Source organism: Vibrio sp. QJM3NY_15, assembly GCF_057785995.1.
Window position 1 is genome coordinate 1414614 of the sequence record NZ_CM173518.1, and the last position, 24344, is coordinate 1438957.

A 24344-nucleotide genomic window follows, 5' to 3' on the forward strand; every position below is an offset into this window, starting at 1 on the left:
AAAACAGAATTAATCTAAGGAACGACCATGAAAAAGACACTAATTGCTATCGCTCTAACACTGACCACTGCAACGGCTTTTGCTGAAATGGATCACTCAGCTGTTGACCATTCAAGTAAAGATCATTCAGGCATGGATCACTCAATGATGAAAAGTGGAGAAATGGACCACTCGAAGATGGATCACAGCATGATGAAGGATGGAAAGATGGACCATTCGAAGATGATGAATATGGATGGAATGATGGACATGGAAGGTATGTCAGAAGTTGGGATGCCAGCTCAAGGCGCAAAACCGGATAAAGTGGTTCATGTCCTACTGAGTGATGACATGAAAATCACTTTTAAGAACAAGGTCGATATTGAGCCGAACGACGTGGTGCAGTTCGTTGTGATGAACACAGGCAAGATTGATCATGAATTCTCGATTGGTTCTGCTTCAGAGCAATTAGAGCACCGTGAAATGATGAAAAATATGGGTAATCACGCTCATGACTCGGGTAGTACAGTTACAGTTAAGCCGGGCAAAGCGAAGCAGATGCTTTGGCATTTCCACGGTGATAATCAAGTCGAATTTGCCTGCAATATTCCAGGACACGCGGAAGCGGGCATGGCGAAGTCGATAACGCTTTAGGCATTATCTAATAGAGCGAGAAATAGCTGCTAGAAAAGTACTAAAAACAGAAAGCTAAAAGATAAGTCTTAGCTCATCACGCTAGTTGAGACTTATCTTTCTTGGCCACTACTGTAATAGGATCGATGTTTCCAGTAGGTGGTGAGCTTCGCCACTGAGGTGTGGTAGCTCTGACATGATCTTCTTAAGTTTGTCGTCGATCGATTCCACTTCATTCAAAGAACGAAACGCAAGCACGGCCTGTTCTGGTTCGCTGCTCACATAACCTTTCAACGTATTAAGCTGAATTTTGTTCGCATTTTCGACTTTTGACAGTGCGACATTGATTGCTTCGATGTTTATTGTTAACTCATTGCTTTTAAACATTTTTAATTATTTTTGGTTGTTGCTAATGCGCGCACATTAACACAACTGTTTTTTCGGATATTGACCAAGATTATTAAACCAGCACTTTTATGAAATCTGAGTTTAATTGAGAAGCATTAGCACAATATCATTTTGTCTATCCATGCAATTGATTCATGAGCTTGTTCCTTAGTGTTAAACATCACAAGAAATCATAATATTTATTTTTACGAGTCCATTTTTTGCGAATGTTAACGCTCTATTATTGAATCTATTTCGCTAGTTTTCTTGGAGATATGAAACATCTTTAAGGAATAATGATGCAAAAAGGAACGTTATCTCTCGCGGTTGTCATGATTTTATCTTCTGGAGCAACTTATGCTGAAGAGCAGATTAGGAATAGTCACTTTAAAGGCAATATGGATGGTTGGTGGAATGCTGGCGCCAACATAGCAACAGAAAGTAATGAAGCGTGTATTGATATAAAAAACCCAGGAAAGAATTCTTGGGATGTCATTTTAGGCCACAGTGGTATTGGTTTAGAGCAAGGTCAAAAATATCAGGTATCGTTCGATGCATATGCGAATATTGATACTGAGATGAAAGCCTTGATCCAACATGAAGGGCCTCCTTATACGCACTATTTTCTAACCGAAGTAGGAGTGTCCGAAGACAAGCAAAACTATACGTTTGATTTTTTACAAGAGCTTGATAGTGATGCCGATACAGAGTTCCAGTTTCAGCTAGGCGCTCAGAAGGAAGGTATCATCTGTGTAGACAATGTTTCTGTCGTAGGCAAACCATTTGTAAAAGTGGCGACTAAGATGCCTATTCGAGCCAATCAAGTTGGCTTCCTACCGAAATCCGATAAATATATCTTTGTTGAAAACATCTCGACGACACCTTTGAAATGGACATTAGTCTCTCAATCAGGGATCAGCCTTGATCTCGGTAAAACAGAAGTATTCGGCTTGAATAAAGCGTCGGGTGAGCACATTCACCGAGTAAACCTTTCAAAATATACAGACACGATGAAAGGTTTAACGGTCAAGGTCGACGACGATGTGAGCTATCCATTCGATATTCGAAACGATGTTTTTAGTAAGCTGAAGCTCGATGCGTTGTCTTACTTCTATCAAAATCGCAGCGGCATTGAAATAAAGCCAGAGTTCGTTCAACGTAAGGATCTTGCGAGGCCCGGTGGCCACATGTCCGATACGGCAACATGTTTTGATAAAGTTGATAGTTGGGGAAATAAATGGCCTGGCTGCGATCTGACTATTGATGCGACCAGTGGTTGGTACGATGCAGGCGATCATGGTAAATATACGGTGAACAGTGGCATCTCAACATGGACGCTTCTGAACTTATACGAGCGAGGGAAGTTCTTAGAGAACAAATCACTTCCTTTTTCAGAGAGTAAAGTAAAAATCCCTGAAGCAACCAATGGCGTTAACCCGCTGTTGTCTGAAGCTCGCTGGAACATAGAGTTCATGTTAGCGATGCAAGTTGATTCTGACACGCCTATCGCTGTTCCTGTTGGTAATCAGTCTGCCAGTAAACAGCTAAAACTTACCGAGATTAACGCGAGAGGGCTGGCATTCCACAAGATCGCGGATGAGTCTTGGACTGGTATGCCATTACCGCCACACAAAGATACTCAGAAACGTTATGTTGGTTATCCTACTACTGCGGCTTCATTGAATCTGGCGGCAATCGGTGCTCAGTGCGCGCGTATTTGGAAAGATATCGACAGTGATTTCTCGCAGTTATGTTTGGATTCAGCGACCAAAGCGTGGAACGCAGCAAATCAACATCAAGATATCTATGCTTACGACAACTTCACCGGTTCTGGGCCGTATGATGATATCGAATTGAGTGATGAGCGATACTGGGCTGCGGCCGAGCTCTTTATCACAACCAATGATGAGGCTTACAAAAAAGTATTGATTGATTCCCCACACTATCTTGAAGTGCCGAAGGGGAACATCAATGCGGATGGTGACATGTATTGGCAGTATATAGCGCCTGCGGGCACCGTGAGTTTAGCCGTGGTACCTAATTCATTAGACAGCCAGGTTATTGAACAAGCACGTAAGAACATCATTAAAACGGCAGAATCTTACACCAAGCAAGTTGCCAATGAAGGCTATAACATTCCTTATACCGTAGAAGAGTATTCGTGGGGCTCAAACTCCAACCTTGTAAACCGAAGTATCTTTTTGATTTACGCTCACGATTTTTCTAATGATGTTCGATACATCAAAGCGGCGGCTAGTGCTATGGATTATATCCTCGGAGGTAACCCGATGAATATCTCTTATGTTACTGGTTATGGAACGAAACCTGCTGAGAATCCTCATCATCGATTCTGGGCTTACGCTGCTGATGAAAGTTCACCAAAACCAGCACCGGGTGCGTTAATTGGAGGCCCAAATTCGGTAAGTTTTAGTGATCCTATTGCCGCTGTGATGAAAGGCAAGTGTGTTGGACAAACGTGTTACAGCGATAATATTGGAGCTTGGACGTTGAACGAGATAACCATTAACTGGAATGCACCGCTAGTATGGGTTACTTCTGCTTTAGATGAAGGACAGCTTGATTGAGGTAATCAATTAAATTAAGAATATTCAAAGAGTAATATCATTTGGTATTGCTCTTTTTTAATGCAAAAAATCACACAATGAAGTGCGCAGTTTTAATTGTTTTAGGTTTTGAAGCTAAGAGGAGATGGTGAATCTAAAGGGATATTGGAACTAAAGAGAGTTTGAAACTAAACAGAAGTTGGAGCGTGCAGCGGGAATCGAACCCGCATCATCAGCTTGGAAGGCTGAGGTAATAGCCATTATACGATGCACGCACACTGTCTTAAGAGTAAGACTGAGGCATCAAGAAGACTGGAGCGTACAGCGGGAATCGAACCCGCATCATCAGCTTGGAAGGCTGAGGTAATAGCCATTATACGATGTACGCACATCGTCTTAACGAGTTTGATAATGCCACATCTAACTGAAAACGAAACCTTTTTCTTTCATTTTTATTCTAAGTGCTCGCATAACCACCACTCCGCTAGTTTTTCAATCATATCTGGCGTCATGAGAGTGAATAAAATGTGACTAAAATCTCGTTAAAACGAGGGCGAGAAATAATAGTAAATGTCATGCCGTTTTTTTCGATAAATCCACCTTAATTTATAAACCTGCTTTAGTGGTGCTCAGTTGTCATAAATCTAATAAAAATTAAGGTATTTGGAGTGTTAACATAAACTGATTTTTATTCGTGTTTCGGCGTTCGTTAATAACAATCTGAAGGCATAAATTTAACTTATTAGCCGGTCAAAACATTCAGTAAACTAATCCAAAATGAGTAGAGTTATAGAGACTTCTAAGCCTTTGCAGAAAAAAGTAACGAGTTCAGTTGATAATTCACGCAAAAGCCTCGTCATTCCGTCTGTCGTTTGGTACATTTGCCGCACATTTTGTCTCCCCTAAAATACCCATGCCTTCTCAGTTCCGAATTAACAAAATTGTTGAAATTGGTGATACTCTTCACCGCAGTGGTTGCGCTCCGTATAAGCTTGAAAAATATACACAATATTATGCTAAAAAGCATGGTGTGGATGTGATGATCCAAGCAACGCCAACCGCGATTAATTATCAGTTTCCAGACGATAACAACGCTGTGATTCTAAAGCGTCTAAAGCCTGCTTCAATTAACCTGAGTTTGTTGGCCAATACGATCATCCGTATTAACCAACCGAGCAGTGAGCCTGTACCAGAGCCTGTTGGTTACTCTAAATTTGTGACAGCACTAGCCAATATGGGTATTCCGCCTGCGTATTTGATGCTCGTGGGCAGTACGTTGGAAGCGGTTGGGTTTTCTGCGTTATTGGGTTTGATGGTGTGGGTCTGTCAGCAAGTTCTTCATTCACGTCGCGCTATCGCAGTTGAGTTCATATCTGCATTGTTGACGGGTATCTTCGTGGCGTTTTTGGCGAGTACAGGCTTGCCGATTCCGGTGTGGGCGTTGTGTATTGCGTCAATCGTTTTGTTCGTCCCCGGATTATCCATAGCCAACGCATTAGAATGTTTGGCGTTTAACGATCTCGTCTCTGGTACCAGTTTATTAGGGCAGAGTGCCTTAACGCTGATCAAGCTGTTTGTTGGGATTATCATGGGTCTCAATATTGGTGAAGCAATATGGGGACAAGCGGTCTCCATCGACTATACCAATGCGGTACCAATGTGGATGCATATATCCGGCTTGGTGTTGATCTCAGTATCTATCGGTGTGATGTTCAATGCGCGCCCTAAAGACATCTTGCTTGGCTTGCCAGTTGCGGTTCTTGGCATGTGGGGGCCGTTCTACCTCGGTTTTGATAGTGGTTGGGTTGTGGGTACTTGGGTAACCACGGTTCTTATTACTTTGTACGGGACTTGGATTGCCAAGAAGATGGAGCTCACAGGCTCTATTTATATCGTGCAAGGCATTATCATTTTGGTTCCGGGTAGCCGAGTATTAGTGAGTGCCAGCCAGTCGGTGTTTGAACAATCTATTTTGCCTATTCCAAGTATTGGTTTGTCGGCGTTATTCATGTTCTCTGCAATCGTTGCAGGGCAAATCACCGCTTACTCGATTTACTCGCCAAAAGTCGAACGTTAAGCCGTTCTGGCTTCTCAAATCTTTAAACAAACACAGCTTAGCGGCTGTGTTTGTTCGTTTTAGGTGCTGTTCTTTTCAACGTTAAGTTACGCTACCGAAAATTGGTTCGATTTGTGCTCGCTAAGCCTGACAAGAGTTATTAAAATGGGGACAAATTCTATTTAAATGAAGTATTAACGTATGTCTTTACCTCCTTGTCCGCAATGCCAATCTGAATATGTCTACCCAGACCAAAACAACCTAATTTGCCCTGAGTGTGCCTATGAGTGGAACCCAGAAGAAGAGCGTTTAGAAAGAGAAGCCGCGCGTGTTAAGGACGTAAATGGCGTTGTATTGGAAAGTGGCGATAAAGTTACCTTCATTAAAGATCTAAAAATCAAAGGCAGTTCTTCTGTACTGAAAATCGGCACTAAAGCGGTAATCAGACGAATCAATGAAGGCAAAGATCACCAGTTAGATTGCAAGCTTGATGGTGGCGGTGAAATGCTCGTTACGGCGAAGTACGTTAAGAAGCAATAGCCATTGTTTCAAATAATTGTCGTAAATCTTCAATAAGTTTAAGTGGCTTCTCGGCCATACTGATTCGTATATTAAATCGCTATAATTTCAGAGAATTAAGATGATCAGAGAATACCGCCCAGCCGATATTGAATCCGTTTTAGACATTTGGTTAACCGCCTCGATAAAGGCCCATGACTTTGTGGCTCCTGAGTTTTGGGAGTCGAAAGTGGCTAATATGCGCGACCTATATATTCCGGCATCAACAACTTACGTGTATCAAGTAGACGGTGAGGTTCGTGGCTTTTATTCGCTTTATGAAGGGATCTTAGCGGCGATCTTTGTCAGTACAGAACATCAAGGCAGTGGTATTGGTAAGCAACTTATCCAACACGCGAAGCTTGAATGTCCGAACTTGTCTTTAAATGTATATAAAGAAAACCAAGCGACGATTCAGTTCTACTTGTCCCAAGGTTTTTCTATTGTGAGCGAACAATCTGATGAGCATACCGGACACCAAGAATACACCATGCACTTAGCTTAAGCTTGATAGCTAACCCCGGAAGAAAAGTAATTAGGAATCGAAACTATATGGACATGGTTAAAGCTGATATTTCACACTCAAGTGCCTTTCGTCATTATGTGAATGCTTGCTCTGAGGATGGGTTAGATATTTATACAGGTATTTCTGACAGTAGTGATGCGTATTTAAAAAGGCGAGTCGCTTATTCAAAAGGTGAGGAACTGCCAGAAGGTTGGACGCCTGCTTCTACGTATTTTTGTATCGACTCTGGTCAAATCCTTGGTGTCATAAGAGTTCGTCATGGCACCAGTGAATACATTCATGACGTTATCGGCCATATAGGCTACGAGACTTTGCCACAAGCGAGAGGGCAAGGTATCGCAAGTCATATGTTGTCTTGGGTTCAACGTCACGTACTGACCGAAAACGCTATTATTACCTGTGAGTACGGCAATATTGCTTCGCAAAAAGTGATTGAGAAGTGTGGTGGGCAGTTCTTAAATACCTTTTACTCAGAGCAAGATAAACACGAAGTTCTACGCTATCAACTAAACCCTAAATGAACACTGAAGCATGGCACCTTCCAATTCTCACTTGCTTGTCGTGAGCGAGTTTTTTGGAAATGAAGCCGCTGGTGATTCTGATTCATTAATTATAGTTCATTGATTATTGTTGGAGATATTTTGAAGTATTCGACAAGACCCGCTCAGTCATCAGATTATGAATTTCTGTTTGAGCTAAAAAAGGCGGCTGAATTTGAGCCAATTAAGGCTGTTTTTGGCTGGGATGAGCAGATTCAACGAGATATACACGCCGAAGAGTGGGCAGAAGAACGGCCTGAAATCATTGAATATCAGGGTAAAGCGATTGGCAGTGTGTTGTTGCAAGACAAAGACGACCACTTCTATTTTTGCCGGTTCTTCTTACTGCCTGAATATCATGGCAAAGGTATTGGCAGCCAAGTTTTAACGGATTGCTTAGCTCAAGCAGCCAAACTCAATAAGCCTGTGGCGTTGTGTTATTTACAAGGTAATCGAGTTGGGGAGTTGTATTTAAGGTTTGGCTTCGAAATCACCTCGCAAAACGATCAGTTTGTCTATATGTGGCGTCAGTAATTTCAAGCGTTAGTTATAACCTCAACGGCACAAGGTACCGTTGTGTTGTAATCGTCATTCAATAGGCAAAGACAGCACACCACCATTGAGTTCTACTTGGCTCAGCCATTCTGTTGGAATCGCTCCGTCTTCTTCGCAGAAACACGCCGCTAATACCGCGCCAATCACAATCGCACGCCCGCAGCTGTTACCGCCACATAAGATGTTGTTGCGAATGCCTTGTTTATAATTTTGAGCACCCGCAATGATGCGAATCAGCAGTGGAAACGCAGCACTCAGTTCACAATGCAATCCAAACTTCTTCGCGGCATCTGTTATTGAAAGCTCAGGTTCAGCCAATGCTTCATCGATTTGATCGTGTATAAATCTGCTGCAAGTTTGTCGCACCATTTCTACCGACTGTAATGGTGAGTTGCCTTGAATCGCTGCTTGAATCAACAGGGTGATGGCTTGCGCCCATTCCACGGCTTTGTCGTTGTTGTTGGTCACTCGTACCGCGCTCTCGACCATAGCTGGTAAAGTATGAGAGGTGTAAGTACACGCCACTAATGGAATGATCTTTGAGATTGCGGGGAGCTGTGTATCGTCTGCGCCACACGCTGTAATCGGGGCGTTTGCCAATTCTAGTTGATGGATGTTCAACAAGCTCATACGAGTGGCTTTATCAATGTAGCCTCGCCAACTGCCACCAAAATCAAACCAGAAACGGAAGTGCTTAATATAACTCGCTTCATCGTATTTTTGGTTGTCGACTAAGCTATCGACCATCGACCATCGCCAATAACTGAGCACCATATTGAGATTGTTCGCCTGCGGTTTTTCCTTGGTGCGCAAAGTAGCCCTTGTCTTGATAATCGAATTGATTCGGTGAGCGAAACTCTGGCTCAAAACCCGCTACGTGTAAGATCCTCTCTTGGTCGTAAAGCCAATGCAGCCCCATGGAAGCGGCGTCGCCAACTAAGGCGCCAACAACCGCGTAAAAAGCTCTTTCTTTATGATTGTCCATGTTGAGTGATGTCCTTGAGAAGAATCAACGTAGTTCGATACTTTAAGTATAGTGATTAGGCGAGTATTTTGCTGTGTTTCTAAGAAGAAATATGAAGAGATAAATCCTGATTGGTCAATAACTTAAACCAATCAGGTGAAATTAATAAGGGCAATGAATGGTCGGGCGAGCCGATACTTTTGTTTAATGGTGTTACTGATGGTTAAGGTAGGCGCTAGAACGTTGCTCAATCACTTTGAACAGACGCGAAAGTGCAAAGCACAAAGTAAAATATACGAAGCCTACAATCAGCCATATCTCGAAGATCAACCCCGAGGAGTTTGCCATCTCAGTACCAACAAACGTCATCTCTTGGATGGAAATCAGAGACACAATCGACGTGTCTTTAACCAAGGAGATTGCTTGACCTGCCAATGGTGGGGTGATGGCAGTCAATACTTGTGGGCCAACCACAAATCGATACTTAGACAATGCAGATAAGCCAAGCGAATCGGCCGCTTCCCATTGGCCTTTAGGAATACCTTCTAAACCCGCTCGAATCACTTCCGCAATATAAGCCGAAGAGAGCAAACCAATACAAATAACACCAGACGCTAAGTTTTCCCAAAGGTTAGCTGGGCCGAACAGGAAACCTTGAACAGCGTTAATCTCGCCATTGTGTTCACGTAAGATACTTTCTAAACCAAGTAATGGAATCAGTTGGTTAGAAACGAAGAAATAGAAGATGAAGACAAACACCAGTGGCGGAATATTTCGAACCAACTGGATAAAAATCAGTGCAGGCGTTCTGAAGAAAGCGATTTTGGAGTGCCTTGCGACTCCAAGTAATGTCCCAAAAGAGAGTGCTAACACCATGCTCCAGACACTCAAGCGCAGTGTAGCGATTAAGCCTTGGAAAAAATAGGGAATACTGCCTTGAGAAGGTGGAATGAAAATTAGGGTAAACGCATCTTCCCAGCGCCACTGGTAGTTAATACCAACCGCGGAACGATAATAAAGCCAGCCTGCAAACACACAAATGACAGCGAGTAACACACCATCTAAAAGAGTAAGGCGTTGATACCAAGGCTTCATATGAACGTTGGGCTTAGGTGTTGTTAATGCGCTAGTACTACTCACGTCATTCCTGTTTAAACATTAATTATTATTGGGTTGTTGCTTGGATCTAAAACAAATCAAATAAGGCTACTTAAATCGTCGATGAGAAGGCAGTGCAAACAGTGCACTGCCTTGGTTTAGATTCGACAGATTAGCTCATATTAAAAAGTGAGCTCAACTTCAGATTACTGACCTTGAGCAATCTGGTCTTGCCAATCTAGAGTAGAGAACCAGTACTCGTAACGCTCTTTCAACCAACCGTCTTCAGTACGTGCTTTGATCCATTCGTTGAAGAATTCTGCCTTGTCAGTTTCACCTAGGCGAACTGCAAATGCTTCGTTACCTTTAGATAGACGCTCTTCAAATGGAATAAATAGCGTGTCTGCGTTTTTAATCGCTTCGTGTTCTGGTTTCGGGCTAGACGCGATAACTGCGTGCGCGTTGCCGTTTAACACTTCTTGGAATGCTTGAGCATCGTCATCGAACTGTAGAACTTTCGCTTTAGGGAAGGTTTCACGAGCCACTTGAACTGTGAATGCACCACGACGAGCTGCAATTTTCACGCGACGAGAATCAAAATCAGATATCTGAGTAAAACCTTCCGCTAGTTCTTTGTTAGCAGCCAGTTGAACACCAGAATGAGAGTATGGTTCAGTGAACAGCACGCTTTTAGCACGCGCTTCAGTAATAGACATACCGCCGATGATCACATCAAACTTCTTCGATAATAGAGAAGGGATAATGCCGTCCCATGCCGTAGGTACAAATTCGACTTTCCAACCTGAATCTTCGGCAAGGCGTTTCGCCACGTCAATTTCAAAGCCAACGAGATCGCCTTGTTTGTTACGCATCGCCCAAGGTACAAAAGTCGACATACCAACACGAATAGAGCCGCGCTCGTTGATTTTGTCTAGGTTAGGCGTTTCAGAAGCAAGTGCAGGCAAACTTACGGCAAGCGCAAGTAGAGCTGTAATTGCGGTTTTAAATAGCTTCATGCTGATAAATCCTTATTGTGTTCGCCAGTTAGCTCCGAGCTTATGCTCAAGCCAAGCTGCAACGGCAGAAAGTGAAAGTGTAAGTGCGAGATAAATGATCGCCACAGAGAACCAGATCTCAAATGGCATCGCGGTTTCAGAAACAATGTTTCTGGCTTCGGTTGTCAGGTCGAAAATTGCCATGACACTCACAATCGAAGAATTTTTGATAAGGGAGATAACCTCATTCGTCAAAGGCGGCAACGTGCGTTGAATCACCTGAGGAAGAATCACATCCCAATAAGTGTAGGTCTTTGATAAGCCCAAAGATTGAGCGGCTTCAAATTGTCCTTTAGCAATGCCATTTAAACCGGCTCGGAATATCTCGGCAGTGTATGCCCCTTGGAAAAGTGCCAAGGCTAAAACAGCCGTGCTAAAGCGATCCAACCCTAACACGGGGCCAAACACAAAATAGAGCAAATAGATTTGTACTAATAACGGCGTATTACGAATCAATTCTACATAGCTGGTGGCTAAGGTCCGCCCAACCACAGAATTAGAGTTGCGTAATAGGGCTGTGGTTAAACCAATAGCTAGTGTAGCGACCAAAGAAATCAGAGAGATATTGATGGTGACGAGTAGCCCTTCCATCAATTCTGCAGGCCACCATTCGCCATCTTCATAAAAGGCGATGTAGTCGGGCACGCGTTCCCACTGCCAGCTGTATCCCATGGCTTGTGCGCCAGAATCGAGGATCCAGATAACAGCTGCCGCGAGCACAACAATTTGTACCAATGCAGACAGGGCGGGTTTCACAATTTTAAGCAGCATCAGTAAGTCAGAATCTGATTTAGGAACGCTTGAGTACGCTCGAGTTGAGGATTCTCGAACAGGCATTGTGGTGTATTGGATTCCACGATTTGTCCTTCGTCCATAAATATGACACGGTCAGCAACACGTTTCGCAAAGCCCATTTCGTGTGTCACACACACCATGGTAATCCCTTCACTTGCAAGCTCAACCATCACATCAAGCACCTCATTGATCATTTCCGGATCAAGAGCAGATGTTGGTTCATCAAACAATAGAAGTTCTGGCTTCATACAAAGAGATCGAGCAATCGCAACACGTTGTTGTTGGCCACCAGAAAGTTGAGCTGGGTACTTATTCGCTTGCTCTGCAATGTGCACACATTCGAGATAATGCATCGCCGTTTTCTCTGCTTCTTCTTTGCTTTTCTTGAGCGTACGAATCGGAGACAGAGTCAGGTTTTCAAGCACGGTAAGATGGGGAAACAAATGGAAGTGCTGAAACACCATTCCGACTTGGCCGGGCGTGTTGAATTTGCACGGAAGCGTTTGTTCTAGCACGGAAAGCTCGCCACTTTCGAAGGGTTCTAGCTGATTGATACAGCGGATCAAGGTTGATTTACCTGAACCAGACGGTCCGCAAATCACCACTATCTCTCCCTGTTCAATATTTAAATCGATATCCTTTAGGGCATGAAAATCACCATACCACTTGTTAAGTGACTTAAACTTAACCATTTCCTTGAGATTGTTCAAATCGTTGTTCATACCTAGTAAAGAGACAGGTTTACCTTAACAATATAGAAATATGATTGCACATAAAATTAGGGACTTATGAGAATTTAATAGCATCTTGTAGGGCAAATTAAAAAGCAGCGCCTGATTTGGACGCTGCTTGAGGATATACGCAAGGGCAAAGAATTTGGTTCAGCTTGATGCCTCAAATGTTCTTTAAGGCAATTCACTTGTTCAATTCACCTTTGTGTTTCGATCTGTCTTTTGCTTTCTTTAAGTGTTAGCGATTTTATGAGCTCGCACGCTAATTTGTATCTAGAGGGTAGGTCTGTAGCGTTTTTGAAGTGGCATAGCTCCCCAACTACCTCCAAATTTTACTTGATGGTTTGGATTGAAAACTCCTAAAGATCAAAAGAAACATCACATACCCGTATTGCTGTTTTTTCACAAAATATAGGTGATAGTAATACAATCATTTCCGGTGCATAGGTACAAACCGTTTTAAGTGAGCCCAATTGAGCACTTTTTTTATGCTGATGCCACTCTTTAATCTTTTGATAAATCTCATGTTCAGAACTTATATCCTTTATTGAATGCTCTAATATATTGAAAGCATTTATTAACTTACCTTCCAGAACTTCATCCTGATATTTTTTAGTTTCTTTGAATATGTAAATAGAGGTTACCCACCCCGATAAGCTAAGAGCAAGCATTAAGCACATAGACACAGCGTTACTAAGTTTCGTTTTCATAAGGAGCCACCTTTTTGATCCTAGGTTGTTGATGTCCGGCAAATTAAAATAAATTCATCTTATGATGTGAATGTCAATTCGCAAACGATCGCGTACTAGTATTTAATAACACTACACACTTTTAGAATGAAAAATTCTGTAAAAGAAGGGGATATCTCCATTAAAATTATAGGGTTTCTATTGCATATTGTGGTTAAAGACCCAACTTCAGCACTGCTGCCCTTTAGGACCCAATCGGTTACCATAGAATACATGTGATCTTCTGAAATTGAGTGCCGAAAAGCAGAATCCAAGATATTGTAAGCATTAATTGTTTTCCCTTCAGAAACTCGCAGTTGATACATTAAAAAATTATCGTATAAGTACATAGAAGTAACCCACCCGGAAAGGCTAATGGTAGCCATTATTAATGAAAGTGAATTGCCTTTAGTCTTTATGAAAAACATAACCCTGAATTACCTCTTTGTTTGACCAACTTTTATTTTCACCATTGACCTGAATTAACAATATTTTCACTTAGACTGCAATTAAAGTAAACAATCAAACTTGAAACATAACATTCCATGCAATGGGCACGATTTTCTCACAATTGAGAAACCATCAGTGTCACATGTGTTTAATGTAAGGTTTTAAACCTAAAAATAATGCTATACCTGTGATCATTGAGTGGACTGATTTTCGGTGAAATCAGGATCATGCTAAGTAATATAAAAAATCACACTGACTTCTCAGCAAAAACACATGCGTGATTCTACCCGTGATAATCGAATATGCGATCGCATTGATGAGGTTTTGCTTGCTTCTGAAGGTTGCAGTTGCACCGTGATTCCTTAAGTTCTTCGCATTCAGGAATCGTGGCTACTATATTCTTTTAGAAAGCTTCAGCCTGAAAATGGTGGTAGCCAAAATAAACTTTTTGTCGCTTAAACAATGCAACGTATCACACATTTGCTGAGAAGACTTACTCTCATACTCTTCAAATTATTGCCTATCCTAAAGAGGCGTTTGGCCTTAGCTAAAAGAAACCGAAAAATGTTCCACTCAAGTTTGATGAGTCGAAACGGAAAGCGTTCATTGATGCTTTTGACCTAACGCTGTCGACGAAAATCGCGATGGTTGATACGTACAGGTTAAGATAAAGTGCTGGAAACGACAGGTGAGCACAGCCGGCTGCATATTGTTGGTGCGCTGAACCTGTCGAATATTGGTTCGATCATTGTTAGCGATTTCGAAAGTATTAGCAATGAGAGCATTGTTCGCTTTGTCTGCAAGCTCAGAGATATCTATCTATTTAACTACAACATTTATATCATTTTAGATGGAGCAGGATATCAGCGCAGTGATTTAGTCAGAGATCCGGTATTTGTTATTTATATTGAGTTGCATCATCTCCTACTTTACAGCGCAAATCTCAATTTAACCGAGAGGCTCTGGAAGGTAATGAACGAGAAGTAATATTTACTTCAAAAATAAAAGAGACTTAAAGGAGGGCATGGGGCTTTGTTGCGTAATTAAATTTAGAGATAGAGCCACCCCGTTTCGCGTATTTCTTAGTCAATACGACAAGTTTCAGGCATACCTAACCCAGTAAGCTTGTTCAACGCTTTTATCATCGCGTAAGTTTCACCCACCTGGGCATTGTAATTTCTTAAGCTCAGTTTCCCTCCTTGCAACTGTTTAACTCGATACATCGCTGTTTCTGAGAGTGAACGTTTGTGGTATCCATACCACTCTTTCCAATACTTATTTGAGCCGTATAATTTTTGGCAACCCACAGCGAGATTTCGAGGGTGACCAGGCTGCCAGAAGGCTACCCCTTCTCTTGGGGGAATAAGCGCAATGGCTCCCTTAATCTTAATAGCAGCGTGACACGCTCTCGTGTCGTAAGCGCCATCACCAGACACCTCAAGGATACTTCGGCGTGTTTGTTTCAGTAAGTTCGGGAGTACTTCTCCATCTGTAACCGTCGATAAACTTAGCTCGGCGGCAATGATCTCATGAGTGTTTGTATCGAAGGCAATATGAAGCTTTCGCCAGACTCTACGTTTACCATCCGTCCCGTGTTTTTTGACTTTCCATTCACCTTTGCCATAAACCTTAAGGCCAGTAGCATCAATGGCTAGATGTTGTATCGCTCCTCTCGTTTTAGTCTTAAATGAAACCTTAATTTACTTGGCTTTACGACTGATGCAGGTGTAATGCGGACAACTTAACGGTACATGGGCTAGCCTAAATATCGAGTCGATAAATCCTTGAAGCGCTCTTAATGGCATAGAAAAAACTCGTTTGACCATGAGTGTTGTCGTGATAGCTAAATCACTGAACCGACGCGGCCTCCCGCGCTTATTCTGTTTGCTTTGCGCCCACTCGCTTATTGTTCTTCATCACTCCAAAAGGTCAGAGAACCACAGTTAAAGAGTGATTGGTTATATTGCTTCCAGTTGGTTGTTTTACACCAATTTAACTAAAAATAAACACTTCTTTGACGGGGCCACGCCAATGTTGACCTAATATTTTCACGAATCATGGAAATGTTTCATGATGTTTCATGATGTTTCATGATGTTTTAGGAGATTATAATGAAGTTACAAGCAGTGGCTATAGGCCTTATGTTATCGAGTGGTACATCTGCCGCTCAAAACATAAACGAAGACACAAAACATTTAGACGATAAATCTGGGATCTGGGTAGGTGCTAATCTTGGAGTTGGCTTTGTAGATAGTTCGGATATAGAAGATGGAGAAAACACTGCTCCAAGCACAAAGATCGAACTTGGCTATGATATTAATCGTAATTTCGGAGTATATGGAAGTTACGATTATTTGAGTAATTTAGATAATTCTGACTTGCATTTAGGCACGATTGGGATTAAAGGTAATTACTATTTTACCGATTATTTTTCAATGTTTGGGAAAATTGGCGCTACATATGTATCTGGTGAGAATAACATAAAAGATGATAACTTTAGTGGTACTGCTGGTTTAGGTTTTGAATACCAGTTAACTAACTCGGTAACGACAAAAATTGGATATGATTATTATGACCAAATAGAAAAGAAAAGTGGTCAAGACTTCCACTTAAATCAAGTGTATTGGGGGATGACATATAAATTCGGCCAACCAAGCACACCTCTTGTTATTGAAAAAGAAAAAATAGTAGAAAAAGAGATAGTCGAAACAAAAGAGATAATCAAAACTCGAATATCGCGCACAGAATATATTTTGCCATATCAAGTCGGTGAGGTTGAGATAAATGACTATGGGCGCTATAACTTAAATGAAGTGGCTAGAGTTATGCTTGATAATCCTAGCTTGAAAGCTAATGTTATCGGGCGTACAGATTCGCTTGGTTCCGATAAAGTTAATAAAAAGATTTCTGAGAAGAGAGCTGACAGTGTAGCTTTATTATTGATTAATCAAGGAGTTGATAGTTCACGTATAAATACATCAAGTGTTTCCAATGAACAACCTTTGAGCTCACAAGAAAATGGTCCGCTTGAGCGTTCAGTACAGGTCATTCTCAAGTAATATCTATTAACCTTTTAATTTCTTAGGCCACTACTATTATATTAATCAGTGTGGCCTTTTTACTATTTTTATATAAACGAGGATTTTAATGCTGGTTAATTATTGCCATAAAAGGTGGGGTAATATGTAGAGCATTGAAGAACATCATAAGGATACAAAGGGTGAGAGGTGGTTTTGTAGGTTTTTAGTTGTGAATTATAAGCTCTACTTCAGTACAACCTGAAGAGTAGCTTGGTTCTTACCTAAGGTGAAACTATGCTCATAACGAGCAGCATTTCAAGTGGTTTGATTCTCTCTGAATTTTTTGTTTTACGCTGGTAGCCCACGAAACCGATTTAAAAGTCTTCTCATCGAATGCATTTTTGTGGTATCTTGTAAAGAGTTTTTTTTTGAAAATAAGTGATTATGAATAAGATATTGTGTTTTATTGTGGGCTTAGGTGTTGTGTTTACGGCTCATGCTGAGGGTGAAACCGTTTATGTTGGTGGTAAAGTTGGTTGGACGCACTTTTCTAATGGTTGTGAATCACACAATTTAGATTGTGATAGAGAAGCTATCGGGGCTGGTGTTTTTCTCGGTTATAAACTAAATGACTGGCTTTCAATTGAAGGTGGATATGATTATTTAGGTAAAGCGAAAGCTATTTACCCAAGTCTTGATGCTCCTTCAGTTGATGCTCCTTATAGTGCAAAATTTCAAGGTGTCGAGTTAGGGGTCAAGGCCGATTATTATTTAAATGATAGCTGGAATATATTCGGCAAAGTTGGGGGGCTTGCATGGAGGGCCGATAAGAAAGGAGAAGAATTGAATTATGATGTTCAAGAGCGAGATGAAGATTTTTCTTTGATGCTTGGCGCTGGCCTTGAGTATCGCTTAACTAAGGAGTTAAAAACACGGATAGAATATCAATGGTTTGATAACGTTGGTGGCGAGAATACAGGTGGTTCAAATATTAATTTCCTTACGGTTGGTTTGACTTATTCTTTTGGCTCAAAAGAGGAAGCTCCTGCTATTGTAGACCCTGAACCATCAGTGCATATCGTTCAAGCTGAAATAGTAACTCTTAATGAGTTGAATGGACAGGCTCTGTTTGCTTTTGATAGCGCTCAACTATCTTCTGAAATAGAAGTTAATTTCGCATCAATTTTGGAAAGACTTAAAAGTAACCCTATATCGAAATTAATCATTGTTGGGCATACCGACTCCCAAGGCTCAGAGAAATACAATGAAAGGCTATCTTTGAGACGAGCGCAAAGTGTTGCTAATTATTTTGAAAGTAATGGTATCGAAATGAGTCGAATTCAAGTCGAAGGCCGAGGTGAGACGGATCCAATTGCGGATAATAACACCTTAGAAGGCCGTTCAATAAACCGTCGCGTTGAATTAATTTCTCCCGCTTTTTCATCTGAGGTTAAACCATGAAATTAAGAGCTTTTTTTATTGTGTTATTATCAAGTTTTCTTTTTGCTTGTGGTGGAGAGAACAGCGGAGCACCGTCTCAAGGTGGTTCTAATCATCCGGCAGAACATTGGAATATACCTTTAGCGCAGTCAGTGGAAGTTCAAGGTGACGTATTTTCTGGGAAAACAATAAATGGTAATTACACATACTTTGACCCAAATTCAAAAGCTCGCCCAGAAAATTCAAGCGAATTTAGGTGGGTAATTGATAATGTTACTCAAAATATAACGTCGAAATCATTTGATCTTCTTAACGAACATGTAGGAAAAGATGTTGTTTTTTGTGTCACACCAATAGCCCTTGGAAACATTAATTTTATCGGTGAGGAAGTTTGTAGTTTACCCGTAGCGGTTAGTGCTCCAAGCACAAATGTAGTTCCCGAAGCTCTGAATGTAATGATTGATCCAGAGGTTAACCTTGTTACTGGTGATCAAGTGTCATCTGCTTATGTTTATTATGATCGAGATAACGATACAGAACTAAACAGCAGGTTGTTGTGGTTTCTTAATGATGTATTAGCGCAAACTGGCGGCGTTGATTTTGATTTGCCTGCGAATTCAGAAGATAAAATATTAAAATTTTGTGTAACGCCAATATCGAATACATCTCCGACAACAGGATTTCAAGTTTGTGCAAAATCAGAAAAAATAAAGCCTAAAGTGGGCTCTGTACCTGTTGCAAATAATGTATCAATTACTGGTGCTATCACATCTGGTTCTAATCTTGTCGGGTCATATTTATATACAGATATAGATGGTGATTTAGAAGGTATATCATTATTTAAGTGGAAACTAGACGGAGTTGACATTGGTGGTGTTTCTATAAATAGTTATACTCCATCCGTTACTGATGAGGGAAAAACTATTAGTTTTTGTGTTACACCTGTAGCGAGTACTGGTGAACCAAAAATAGGGCTTGAAGCTTGTTATAACGCGGGTATTATCTTGCCTCCTTTGGGGTTCCCTCCCTCAGCAACGGTTTCAATTAATAATAACTCAAATTCTCCAGTCGCTGGTTTTAGATTACCTGCTACATATACTTATATTCCAGGTATAGATGGACTTGCTCAAGGTAGCTCTATTGTTACATGGAGCGTTGATGGTGTTGATTCTGGTGTTACTTGTTACCCATTTGCAATTCCTTGTAATTATACAATCAAAGATAATGATGCGGGGAAAGTAATACAATATTGTGTTACACCAGTGAATGTTAATGGTGCGAGTGGTAGCAAAGTATGTGAAGATATCGTTGGAACATCTATTAAATATAGTGGTAACTTTAATCTATTTGAGAATATTAATGTTAGTTTGCAAGGGTACTCTAATAATATCAAAACGAGTTGGGGAGTCACATCAAGTTTTGGTATTCAGGACCTACAAAGTACAGGGTTAACATATAAAATAGAATATTTAGATAAGCTTGGGTTCACACTTTTAGCTAATGATCTTGTTAGTCAGGATATTGAATTTTGTGTTGAAGATCTTGATAAAAGCTACAATAAGTATTGTCGTCGAGTGTCTGATGATTCATCAAGTCAATATCTAACTGTTAGCGACGGTACTTTTGTTGGGGGTGGGATTGTGAACCGCTATAACACACCGAAAGGCATTGCCCCTGCGACAGTTTATCAAGATATGACAACAGGTCTTAAATTCATGAGACCATTAACACCGGAAGAATCTGAATTTGTCGGTGTAATTGCTGATAGTACAGTTGGGGAGCAAAACGTTACCATTGCTCATTACTCTTTAGCTAACGCAAGACAATTATGTTCTTTACTACCAGTTGATGGCGGGGGGTGGCGTTTACCAACATTTGATGAATTACGTAACTTTAATACTAACTTATCAACGTATAATAACCTAGTTGTTGGTAGTTTAAATCCCGCTGGTTTATCTTCACCTAACTATGAATTAGGTTGGAGGGGGCTACGTTCACCATGGAGTGGTATTGGGTATGCATTACGAGCATCTGATGGGAGATTGTATAATACTCAACCTTCCACTGAGGGAGAGGTGTCCATTGTAGGTCAAGATACTAAATTTTTTGCAGTCACTTGTGTTAAATAGTACATAGCAGTCGAATATAAAAGGTGACCGCGCAATTGGTCACCTTTTGTTTATTTATCAGGTAGAAAGTAAATGAAATTATCGTTGTTCTAAAGGATACGAACGGTAGATCCGCGTACCATAAACACGTAATGCATCACGATAAATACTTAATAGCTCACCGTCTGTGTGTTGTGATTTCTTAAGCTTATTACTCCCTCTAATAACCGTGAAACTTTATACATTGCCGTTAAGCGTTTGTTGTAACTATAACGCTTTATCTCAAATACTTATTTTAGCTATATAGTTTCAGGTAACTACCATGAGATCTTGGGATCACCAAGCTCCCAGAAGGCTGTGCTCTTTTGGTTGGATGAACGTGACGTGCTGAACTTGTTCTAGCACAGAAAGCTCGCCACTTTCGAAGGGTTCTAGCTGATTGATACAGCGGATTAAGGTTGATTTACCCGAACCAGATGGTCCGCAAATCACCACTATTTCTCCCTGTTCAATCTTTAAATCGATATCCTTTAGGGCATGAAAATCACCATACCACTTGTTAAGTGACTTAAACTTAACCATTTCCTTGAGATTGTTCAAATCGTTGTTCATACCTAGTAAAGAGACAGGTTTACCTTAACAATATAGAAATATGATTGCACATAAAATTAAGGACTTATGAGAATTTAATAGCATCTTGTAGGGCAAATAAAAAGCAGCGCCCAAAATGAACGCTGCTTTTGATGTACGAAAGACCAAAGAATTTGGTTCAGTGTGATGCCATAAATATTATATAAGGCATTTCACTCGTTCAATTCACCTTGGTATTTCGATCTGTCTTTTGCTTTCTTTAAGTTTTAGCGAATCTTAGTGAATCGCAGACTCTAGAATCTCACGCGTTTTCTCTGGCGTGATAGCTTGGTTCTCACCAAGTTGCAGGTAACCGTGTGATTCAAGCTGAGCAACAACGTTGTCGATTGCTGCCGCTTTAGTCGCTTCGTAGCCGTCGAACATAGTTGCAACGTCTAGGCTGTGGTAGAATGCCTCGATTGCAGTGATAGTACGTTCTGCTAAGTCAGCACCCGCTTCTAGGCCAAATACGTTACGACCCATTTGCTCTAGCTTGCCACGCTTCGCTTCGATTTGGTTACGAAGTAGTGAAGGTTGAACAATCGCAAGTGAGCGTGCGTGGTCTACGTGCCATAGTGCTGTGAACTCGTGGCCAATCATGTGTGTTGCCCAATCTTGAGGAACACCAGTACCAATCAGGCCGTTAAGCGCTTGGTTTGCTGTCCACATTAGGTTTGCACGCCATGCGTCGTTGTCACGCTCGTCGTATTGCTTACCCAGTACAAGTAGGTTTTTCAGCAGTGTTTCTGCGTAACCGTCTTGAACCATCGCGTCTGTTGGCATTGTGATGTATTGCTCACACACGTGTACCCAAGCATCAACTAAACCGTTGATCAATTGGCGTTCAGGCAGAGACTTCATTACGTCTGGGTCCATTACCGCAAACTTAGGCTGTACTGCAGGGTTCATGAATGCCAGTTTCTCTTGAGTCGCTTTACGCGTGATTACTGCACCCATGTTAGATTCAGAACCCGTAGCAGGAAGCGTCAGTATTGCACCGATTGGTGTTGCTTCTGTTACTTGGTGTTTGCCCGCTAGGATGTCCCAACCGTCACCGTCGTATTTAGCCGCTGCAGCCACATACTTAGAACCATCAATTACCGAACCACCGCCAACAGCGATAATGAATTCTACGTTTTCTTCTTTAACAAGAGCGACGGCTTTGTCTAGCGTCTCTTTCGTAGGGTTTGCTTCAACACCTGCGAACTCAATCCAAGCATGATCTTTAAGAGATGCGACTACTTGGTCGTAAACACCATTGCTTTTGATTGAACCGCCACCGTAGATGACAAGTACTTTCTTCGAAGTATCAACCGCTTGGCTGATAGCGTTGATTTGACCTTGGCCAAAGTGAATCACAGTAGGGTTAACATAAGTAAATTGCATTGTAGGTTCCTTGTGTAAAGCTAGATTTTTTATTCTGATGTGTTGCTCAATTTCTATATTTGCATATTAGTACAGGAAACTAGGGTGGTGAAGACCAGTTTCTCCAAATTAATTGCCTATTTCTACAAAGTTGTTATTCTTTTTGGGCTTTTGTGCAAATACACTCCGCACCTTGAATGGAATATCACCCGTTATGAATACACTCGCTCAGTTAATGCAGTCTTACGCCGAATACAAAGGTTGGAATGATCTTGAAGGGATCAGAGAAACTGAGATCGAGGGCGTTTGGTTTTACCGAAGCAGCGGTGGTAATCAACGTCAACCTTTTACCTATCAGTCTGGCATCATCATGCTTGGGCAGGGCAAAAAGAACATCTATATCGGCGAAAGGCCTGTTACTTACGCCGCGGGTGATTACCTTGTCGTCGGTGTGCCAATGCCATTAGAGTGCGAAGCCTTACCCGTCGATGGAGAACCATTGTTTGGTTTGTCTATTAACATTGATTCTCAGCGTTTACATAGCTTGGTGAAAAAGCTGGAAGACCAAGGTTTTCTCGAAAGCTACTGCAACAAGCATAAGCAGAACTCGAGTGGCTTAGAGTCGACACCCATGGAAGAGCAGATGCTAGACAGCTTTACTCGACTGATCAAAACGCTTCACTGCGACATCGAAGCCAACATACTGGGCGATGCGCTTGTCAGTGAAATTGTTTATCGCGCACTCACAGGCTCAGAAGGGCGTGTGTTGTTCGATCTTGCCCATCACGACGGCCACTACGCACGTGTTGCCAAAGCACTGTCTAAAGTACATGAAGAGTATGACCAAACCATTACCGTTCAATCGTTAGCCGATGAAGCGAACATGAGTGTGTCTGCTTTCCACAATGCTTTTCGTAACGTCACCTTTGAATCACCACTTCAATACCTGAAGAAGGTAAGGCTCAACAAAGCTAAAGAGCTGATTCAGTCAGAAGGCCTGCGAATCAATGACGCTGCACGCCGAGTCGGCTACTCCAGCCCATCCCAATTCAGCCGTGAATTTAAGCGCCACTTCAACACAACCCCAAGAGCAGTGTAGTTCTTCTTTCTAGCGAATCTATGTTCCGAAACGTGCGGTATTTCATGTTATGCAATATCACACGTACCTTTTGGTTGATCGAGAAGCATTTATTTTATAAATGTCTATCATTGAAAACCAAATCAAAAAATTTTAGCCAATTAAAATAAGTAATTAGACGGGAACAGTTTCGTATTGAAGTGCGAAATTTATGCTGTCTTATGGCTTTGATGAGCCGCTTGAGATTTGCCGACGACACTGATGAAAGGACTAACAATAGATGATACGTAATTTTTATACGTGCGATAAAGAAGTCGACCACAACAGTCATGGAGGAGATGGAGAGATTGATATTTATCGAGCCTTTCGCCGGAAGGACTTTGATGGTGCTTGGGATTTTGCTATTCGTGTCGTAATGCCACCTGGTAGTTCAATGGGAGAGCATACTCATGGAGATGATGAAGAAATGTATATCATCTTGAAGGGCGAGGGAACGATGATTATCGAGGGTAAAGAAGAGCACGTTACTTCAGGTGATATGGTAGTCAACAAGCGATTCGGAACACATAGTTTAATTAACACGTCTGCTAATCAAATAGAGTTGCTAATCATTCAAGCTAGTCAAAAATAAGCTTATATAATCAATTTCTTAGGGGGGCTTTTGTTCGATTTATTGAAAAAAGTAGCACTGATTAATTTAACAGCAGCATTGGTTGTTTTAGCGCTATCTCAGTTTATCCCTTTCTTTGCCACGACAAGACTTGTCGACTTTTTGTTCTTTGTGGTCATTATCATTTGGGTTCTAGCAAAGTTAATGTGGGAAGGTGGCGTTCAGAGTAAGACGACATGCCTTGATGACCCACTTACAGATAAAGTTTACAAAATGGTCGAAGGGCATGACTTTGATAAAGACCAACAAGAACACTACCGAATGAATTACCAAACAGGCTTGGTATTGTTTATCGCTGGTTTACCCGCTTTCGTTGCTTGCTTTGTTCTGCAATTTCTTTGAGTTAGGAGTTCACCAGACACAATGGCGTCGATCATTCATTTTTGACGCCATCTTCATTCCAGACAGCACGGGT

At 41.4% G+C, this 24344-nt stretch carries 20 protein-coding genes, 2 tRNA genes and 4 pseudogenes; 14 read left to right on the plus strand and 12 right to left on the minus strand.

Features of this window, described 5'->3' with window-relative positions:
- Positions 1 to 27 precede the first annotated feature (27 nt).
- Positions 28 to 633 carry a copper-resistant cuproprotein CopI gene (copI, locus tag AC3CKG_RS22505; RefSeq protein WP_488529409.1) on the plus strand — a complete coding sequence of 202 codons (606 nt, stop codon included), beginning with the start codon at positions 28 to 30 and terminating at the stop codon, positions 631 to 633.
- 108 nt (positions 634 to 741) lie between these two features.
- Here copI and AC3CKG_RS22510 read toward each other — a convergent pair whose 3' ends face one another.
- On the minus strand, positions 742 to 999 hold the full coding sequence (locus AC3CKG_RS22510) for a hypothetical protein (protein ID WP_016788617.1): 258 nt from the start codon (positions 997 to 999) through the stop codon (positions 742 to 744).
- Between the two features lie 299 nt (positions 1000 to 1298).
- Here AC3CKG_RS22510 and AC3CKG_RS22515 point away from each other — a divergent pair, with 299 nt between their 5' ends.
- Positions 1299 to 3584, plus strand: a complete 2286-nt coding sequence (locus tag AC3CKG_RS22515; RefSeq protein ID WP_488529971.1) for a glycoside hydrolase family 9 protein — start codon at positions 1299 to 1301, stop codon at positions 3582 to 3584.
- 179 nt (positions 3585 to 3763) lie between these two features.
- Here AC3CKG_RS22515 and AC3CKG_RS22520 read toward each other — a convergent pair.
- Both AC3CKG_RS22520 and AC3CKG_RS22525 read right to left on the minus strand, forming a co-directional pair.
- Positions 3764 to 3838: transfer RNA gene (locus tag AC3CKG_RS22520), tRNA-Gly, on the minus strand.
- 38 nt (positions 3839 to 3876) lie between these two features.
- Positions 3877 to 3951: transfer RNA gene (locus AC3CKG_RS22525), tRNA-Gly, on the minus strand.
- Positions 3952 to 4476: 525 nt separating this feature from the next.
- Here AC3CKG_RS22525 and AC3CKG_RS22530 point away from each other — a divergent pair.
- From AC3CKG_RS22530 to AC3CKG_RS22550, 5 genes are all read left to right on the plus strand, one after another.
- Positions 4477 to 5640 carry a threonine/serine exporter family protein gene (locus AC3CKG_RS22530; RefSeq protein ID WP_017058966.1) on the plus strand — a complete coding sequence of 388 codons (1164 nt, stop codon included), beginning with the start codon at positions 4477 to 4479 and terminating at the stop codon, positions 5638 to 5640.
- 180 nt (positions 5641 to 5820) lie between these two features.
- A complete protein-coding gene (locus AC3CKG_RS22535) occupies positions 5821 to 6159 on the plus strand; it encodes a zinc ribbon domain-containing protein YjdM (RefSeq protein WP_004731484.1) in 339 nt (112 codons plus the stop codon).
- Positions 6160 to 6259: 100 nt separating this feature from the next.
- On the plus strand, positions 6260 to 6682 hold the full coding sequence (locus tag AC3CKG_RS22540; RefSeq protein ID WP_488529410.1) for an N-acetyltransferase: 423 nt from the start codon (positions 6260 to 6262) through the stop codon (positions 6680 to 6682).
- 47 nt (positions 6683 to 6729) lie between these two features.
- On the plus strand, positions 6730 to 7224 hold the full coding sequence (locus AC3CKG_RS22545; protein WP_488529411.1) for a GNAT family N-acetyltransferase: 495 nt from the start codon (positions 6730 to 6732) through the stop codon (positions 7222 to 7224).
- A 120-nt stretch (positions 7225 to 7344) separates the two neighbouring features.
- Positions 7345 to 7776 carry a GNAT family N-acetyltransferase gene (locus tag AC3CKG_RS22550; RefSeq protein ID WP_488529412.1) on the plus strand — a complete coding sequence of 144 codons (432 nt, stop codon included), beginning with the start codon at positions 7345 to 7347 and terminating at the stop codon, positions 7774 to 7776.
- 54 nt (positions 7777 to 7830) lie between these two features.
- Here the strand turns inward: AC3CKG_RS22550 and AC3CKG_RS22555 are convergent.
- The 6 genes and pseudogenes from AC3CKG_RS22555 to AC3CKG_RS22580 form a co-directional block, all read right to left on the minus strand.
- A pseudogene (locus AC3CKG_RS22555) lies at positions 7831 to 8782 on the minus strand (ADP-ribosylglycohydrolase family protein).
- Between the two features lie 192 nt (positions 8783 to 8974).
- Positions 8975 to 9901 carry an ABC transporter permease subunit gene (locus tag AC3CKG_RS22560; protein ID WP_372145276.1) on the minus strand — a complete coding sequence of 309 codons (927 nt, stop codon included), beginning with the start codon at positions 9899 to 9901 and terminating at the stop codon, positions 8975 to 8977.
- A 164-nt stretch (positions 9902 to 10065) separates the two neighbouring features.
- Positions 10066 to 10875, minus strand: a complete 810-nt coding sequence (locus tag AC3CKG_RS22565) for a transporter substrate-binding domain-containing protein (RefSeq protein WP_102333481.1) — start codon at positions 10873 to 10875, stop codon at positions 10066 to 10068.
- Positions 10876 to 10887: 12 nt separating this feature from the next.
- On the minus strand, positions 10888 to 11685 hold the full coding sequence (locus tag AC3CKG_RS22570; RefSeq protein WP_471631924.1) for an amino acid ABC transporter permease: 798 nt from the start codon (positions 11683 to 11685) through the stop codon (positions 10888 to 10890).
- Positions 11685 to 12431 carry an amino acid ABC transporter ATP-binding protein gene (locus AC3CKG_RS22575; RefSeq protein ID WP_488529413.1) on the minus strand — a complete coding sequence of 249 codons (747 nt, stop codon included), beginning with the start codon at positions 12429 to 12431 and terminating at the stop codon, positions 11685 to 11687. The genes AC3CKG_RS22570 and AC3CKG_RS22575 overlap by 1 nt, the downstream gene beginning before the upstream one ends.
- A gap of 368 nt (positions 12432 to 12799) precedes the next feature.
- Positions 12800 to 13150 (minus strand): hypothetical protein, encoded by a 351-nt coding sequence (locus AC3CKG_RS22580; protein WP_065113588.1) that lies wholly within the window; start codon positions 13148 to 13150, stop codon positions 12800 to 12802.
- 741 nt (positions 13151 to 13891) lie between these two features.
- On the opposite strand from AC3CKG_RS22580, the pseudogene AC3CKG_RS22585 reads away from it, so the two are divergent.
- Positions 13892 to 14636: pseudogene (locus AC3CKG_RS22585) on the plus strand (transposase); the annotation flags it as partial.
- A gap of 64 nt (positions 14637 to 14700) precedes the next feature.
- Here AC3CKG_RS22585 and AC3CKG_RS22590 read toward each other — a convergent pair.
- Positions 14701 to 15602: pseudogene (locus AC3CKG_RS22590) on the minus strand (IS5 family transposase); the annotation flags it as partial.
- Positions 15603 to 15729: 127 nt separating this feature from the next.
- Here AC3CKG_RS22590 and AC3CKG_RS22595 point away from each other — a divergent pair.
- The 3 genes from AC3CKG_RS22595 (at position 15730) to AC3CKG_RS22605 (ending at position 20207) form a co-directional block, all read left to right on the plus strand.
- Positions 15730 to 16677, plus strand: coding sequence for an OmpA family protein (locus AC3CKG_RS22595; RefSeq protein ID WP_488529414.1), 948 nt, complete (start codon positions 15730 to 15732; stop codon positions 16675 to 16677).
- 405 nt (positions 16678 to 17082) lie between these two features.
- Positions 17083 to 18099, plus strand: a complete 1017-nt coding sequence (locus AC3CKG_RS22600) for an OmpA family protein (RefSeq protein WP_065113584.1) — start codon at positions 17083 to 17085, stop codon at positions 18097 to 18099.
- Complete coding sequence (locus AC3CKG_RS22605; protein WP_488529415.1) at positions 18096 to 20207, plus strand: hypothetical protein; 2112 nt, start codon at positions 18096 to 18098, stop codon at positions 20205 to 20207. Before AC3CKG_RS22600 ends, AC3CKG_RS22605 begins: the two co-directional genes overlap by 4 nt.
- Before the next feature lie 345 nt (positions 20208 to 20552).
- On the opposite strand, the pseudogene AC3CKG_RS22610 reads toward AC3CKG_RS22605, so the two are convergent.
- Positions 20553 to 20798 (minus strand): annotated as a pseudogene (locus AC3CKG_RS22610) (ATP-binding cassette domain-containing protein); the annotation flags it as partial.
- 255 nt (positions 20799 to 21053) lie between these two features.
- Positions 21054 to 22202 carry an iron-containing alcohol dehydrogenase gene (locus tag AC3CKG_RS22615; protein WP_488529416.1) on the minus strand — a complete coding sequence of 383 codons (1149 nt, stop codon included), beginning with the start codon at positions 22200 to 22202 and terminating at the stop codon, positions 21054 to 21056.
- A 193-nt stretch (positions 22203 to 22395) separates the two neighbouring features.
- On the opposite strand from AC3CKG_RS22615, the gene AC3CKG_RS22620 reads away from it, so the two are divergent.
- From AC3CKG_RS22620 to AC3CKG_RS22630, 3 genes are all read left to right on the plus strand, one after another.
- On the plus strand, positions 22396 to 23280 hold the full coding sequence (locus AC3CKG_RS22620) for an AraC family transcriptional regulator (RefSeq protein WP_488529417.1): 885 nt from the start codon (positions 22396 to 22398) through the stop codon (positions 23278 to 23280).
- A gap of 259 nt (positions 23281 to 23539) precedes the next feature.
- Positions 23540 to 23890: a cupin domain-containing protein gene (locus AC3CKG_RS22625; protein ID WP_102544467.1), complete on the plus strand. Its 351-nt coding sequence runs from the start codon at positions 23540 to 23542 to the stop codon at positions 23888 to 23890.
- Between the two features lie 30 nt (positions 23891 to 23920).
- Positions 23921 to 24271, plus strand: coding sequence for a hypothetical protein (locus AC3CKG_RS22630; RefSeq protein ID WP_488529418.1), 351 nt, complete (start codon positions 23921 to 23923; stop codon positions 24269 to 24271).
- Positions 24272 to 24344: the final 73 nt, after the last annotated feature.

Excerpts from the sequence above, each read along its gene's own strand:
- copI (WP_488529409.1), top strand. The coding sequence starts at position 28 with ATGAAAAAGACACTAATTGCTATCGCTCTAACACTGACCACTGCAACG.
- AC3CKG_RS22510 (WP_016788617.1), bottom strand. The coding sequence starts at position 999 with ATGTTTAAAAGCAATGAGTTAACAATAAACATCGAAGCAATCAATGTC.
- AC3CKG_RS22515 (WP_488529971.1), top strand. The coding sequence starts at position 1,299 with ATGCAAAAAGGAACGTTATCTCTCGCGGTTGTCATGATTTTATCTTCT.
- AC3CKG_RS22530 (WP_017058966.1), top strand. The coding sequence starts at position 4,477 with ATGCCTTCTCAGTTCCGAATTAACAAAATTGTTGAAATTGGTGATACT.
- AC3CKG_RS22535 (WP_004731484.1), top strand. The coding sequence starts at position 5,821 with ATGTCTTTACCTCCTTGTCCGCAATGCCAATCTGAATATGTCTACCCA.
- AC3CKG_RS22540 (WP_488529410.1), top strand. The coding sequence starts at position 6,260 with ATGATCAGAGAATACCGCCCAGCCGATATTGAATCCGTTTTAGACATT.
- AC3CKG_RS22545 (WP_488529411.1), top strand. The coding sequence starts at position 6,730 with ATGGACATGGTTAAAGCTGATATTTCACACTCAAGTGCCTTTCGTCAT.
- AC3CKG_RS22565 (WP_102333481.1), bottom strand. The coding sequence starts at position 10,875 with ATGAAGCTATTTAAAACCGCAATTACAGCTCTACTTGCGCTTGCCGTA.
- AC3CKG_RS22570 (WP_471631924.1), bottom strand. The coding sequence starts at position 11,685 with ATGCTGCTTAAAATTGTGAAACCCGCCCTGTCTGCATTGGTACAAATT.
- AC3CKG_RS22575 (WP_488529413.1), bottom strand. The coding sequence starts at position 12,431 with ATGAACAACGATTTGAACAATCTCAAGGAAATGGTTAAGTTTAAGTCA.
- AC3CKG_RS22580 (WP_065113588.1), bottom strand. The coding sequence starts at position 13,150 with ATGAAAACGAAACTTAGTAACGCTGTGTCTATGTGCTTAATGCTTGCT.
- AC3CKG_RS22595 (WP_488529414.1), top strand. The coding sequence starts at position 15,730 with ATGAAGTTACAAGCAGTGGCTATAGGCCTTATGTTATCGAGTGGTACA.
- AC3CKG_RS22600 (WP_065113584.1), top strand. The coding sequence starts at position 17,083 with ATGAATAAGATATTGTGTTTTATTGTGGGCTTAGGTGTTGTGTTTACG.
- AC3CKG_RS22605 (WP_488529415.1), top strand. The coding sequence starts at position 18,096 with ATGAAATTAAGAGCTTTTTTTATTGTGTTATTATCAAGTTTTCTTTTT.
- AC3CKG_RS22615 (WP_488529416.1), bottom strand. The coding sequence starts at position 22,202 with ATGCAATTTACTTATGTTAACCCTACTGTGATTCACTTTGGCCAAGGT.
- AC3CKG_RS22620 (WP_488529417.1), top strand. The coding sequence starts at position 22,396 with ATGAATACACTCGCTCAGTTAATGCAGTCTTACGCCGAATACAAAGGT.
- AC3CKG_RS22625 (WP_102544467.1), top strand. The coding sequence starts at position 23,540 with ATGATACGTAATTTTTATACGTGCGATAAAGAAGTCGACCACAACAGT.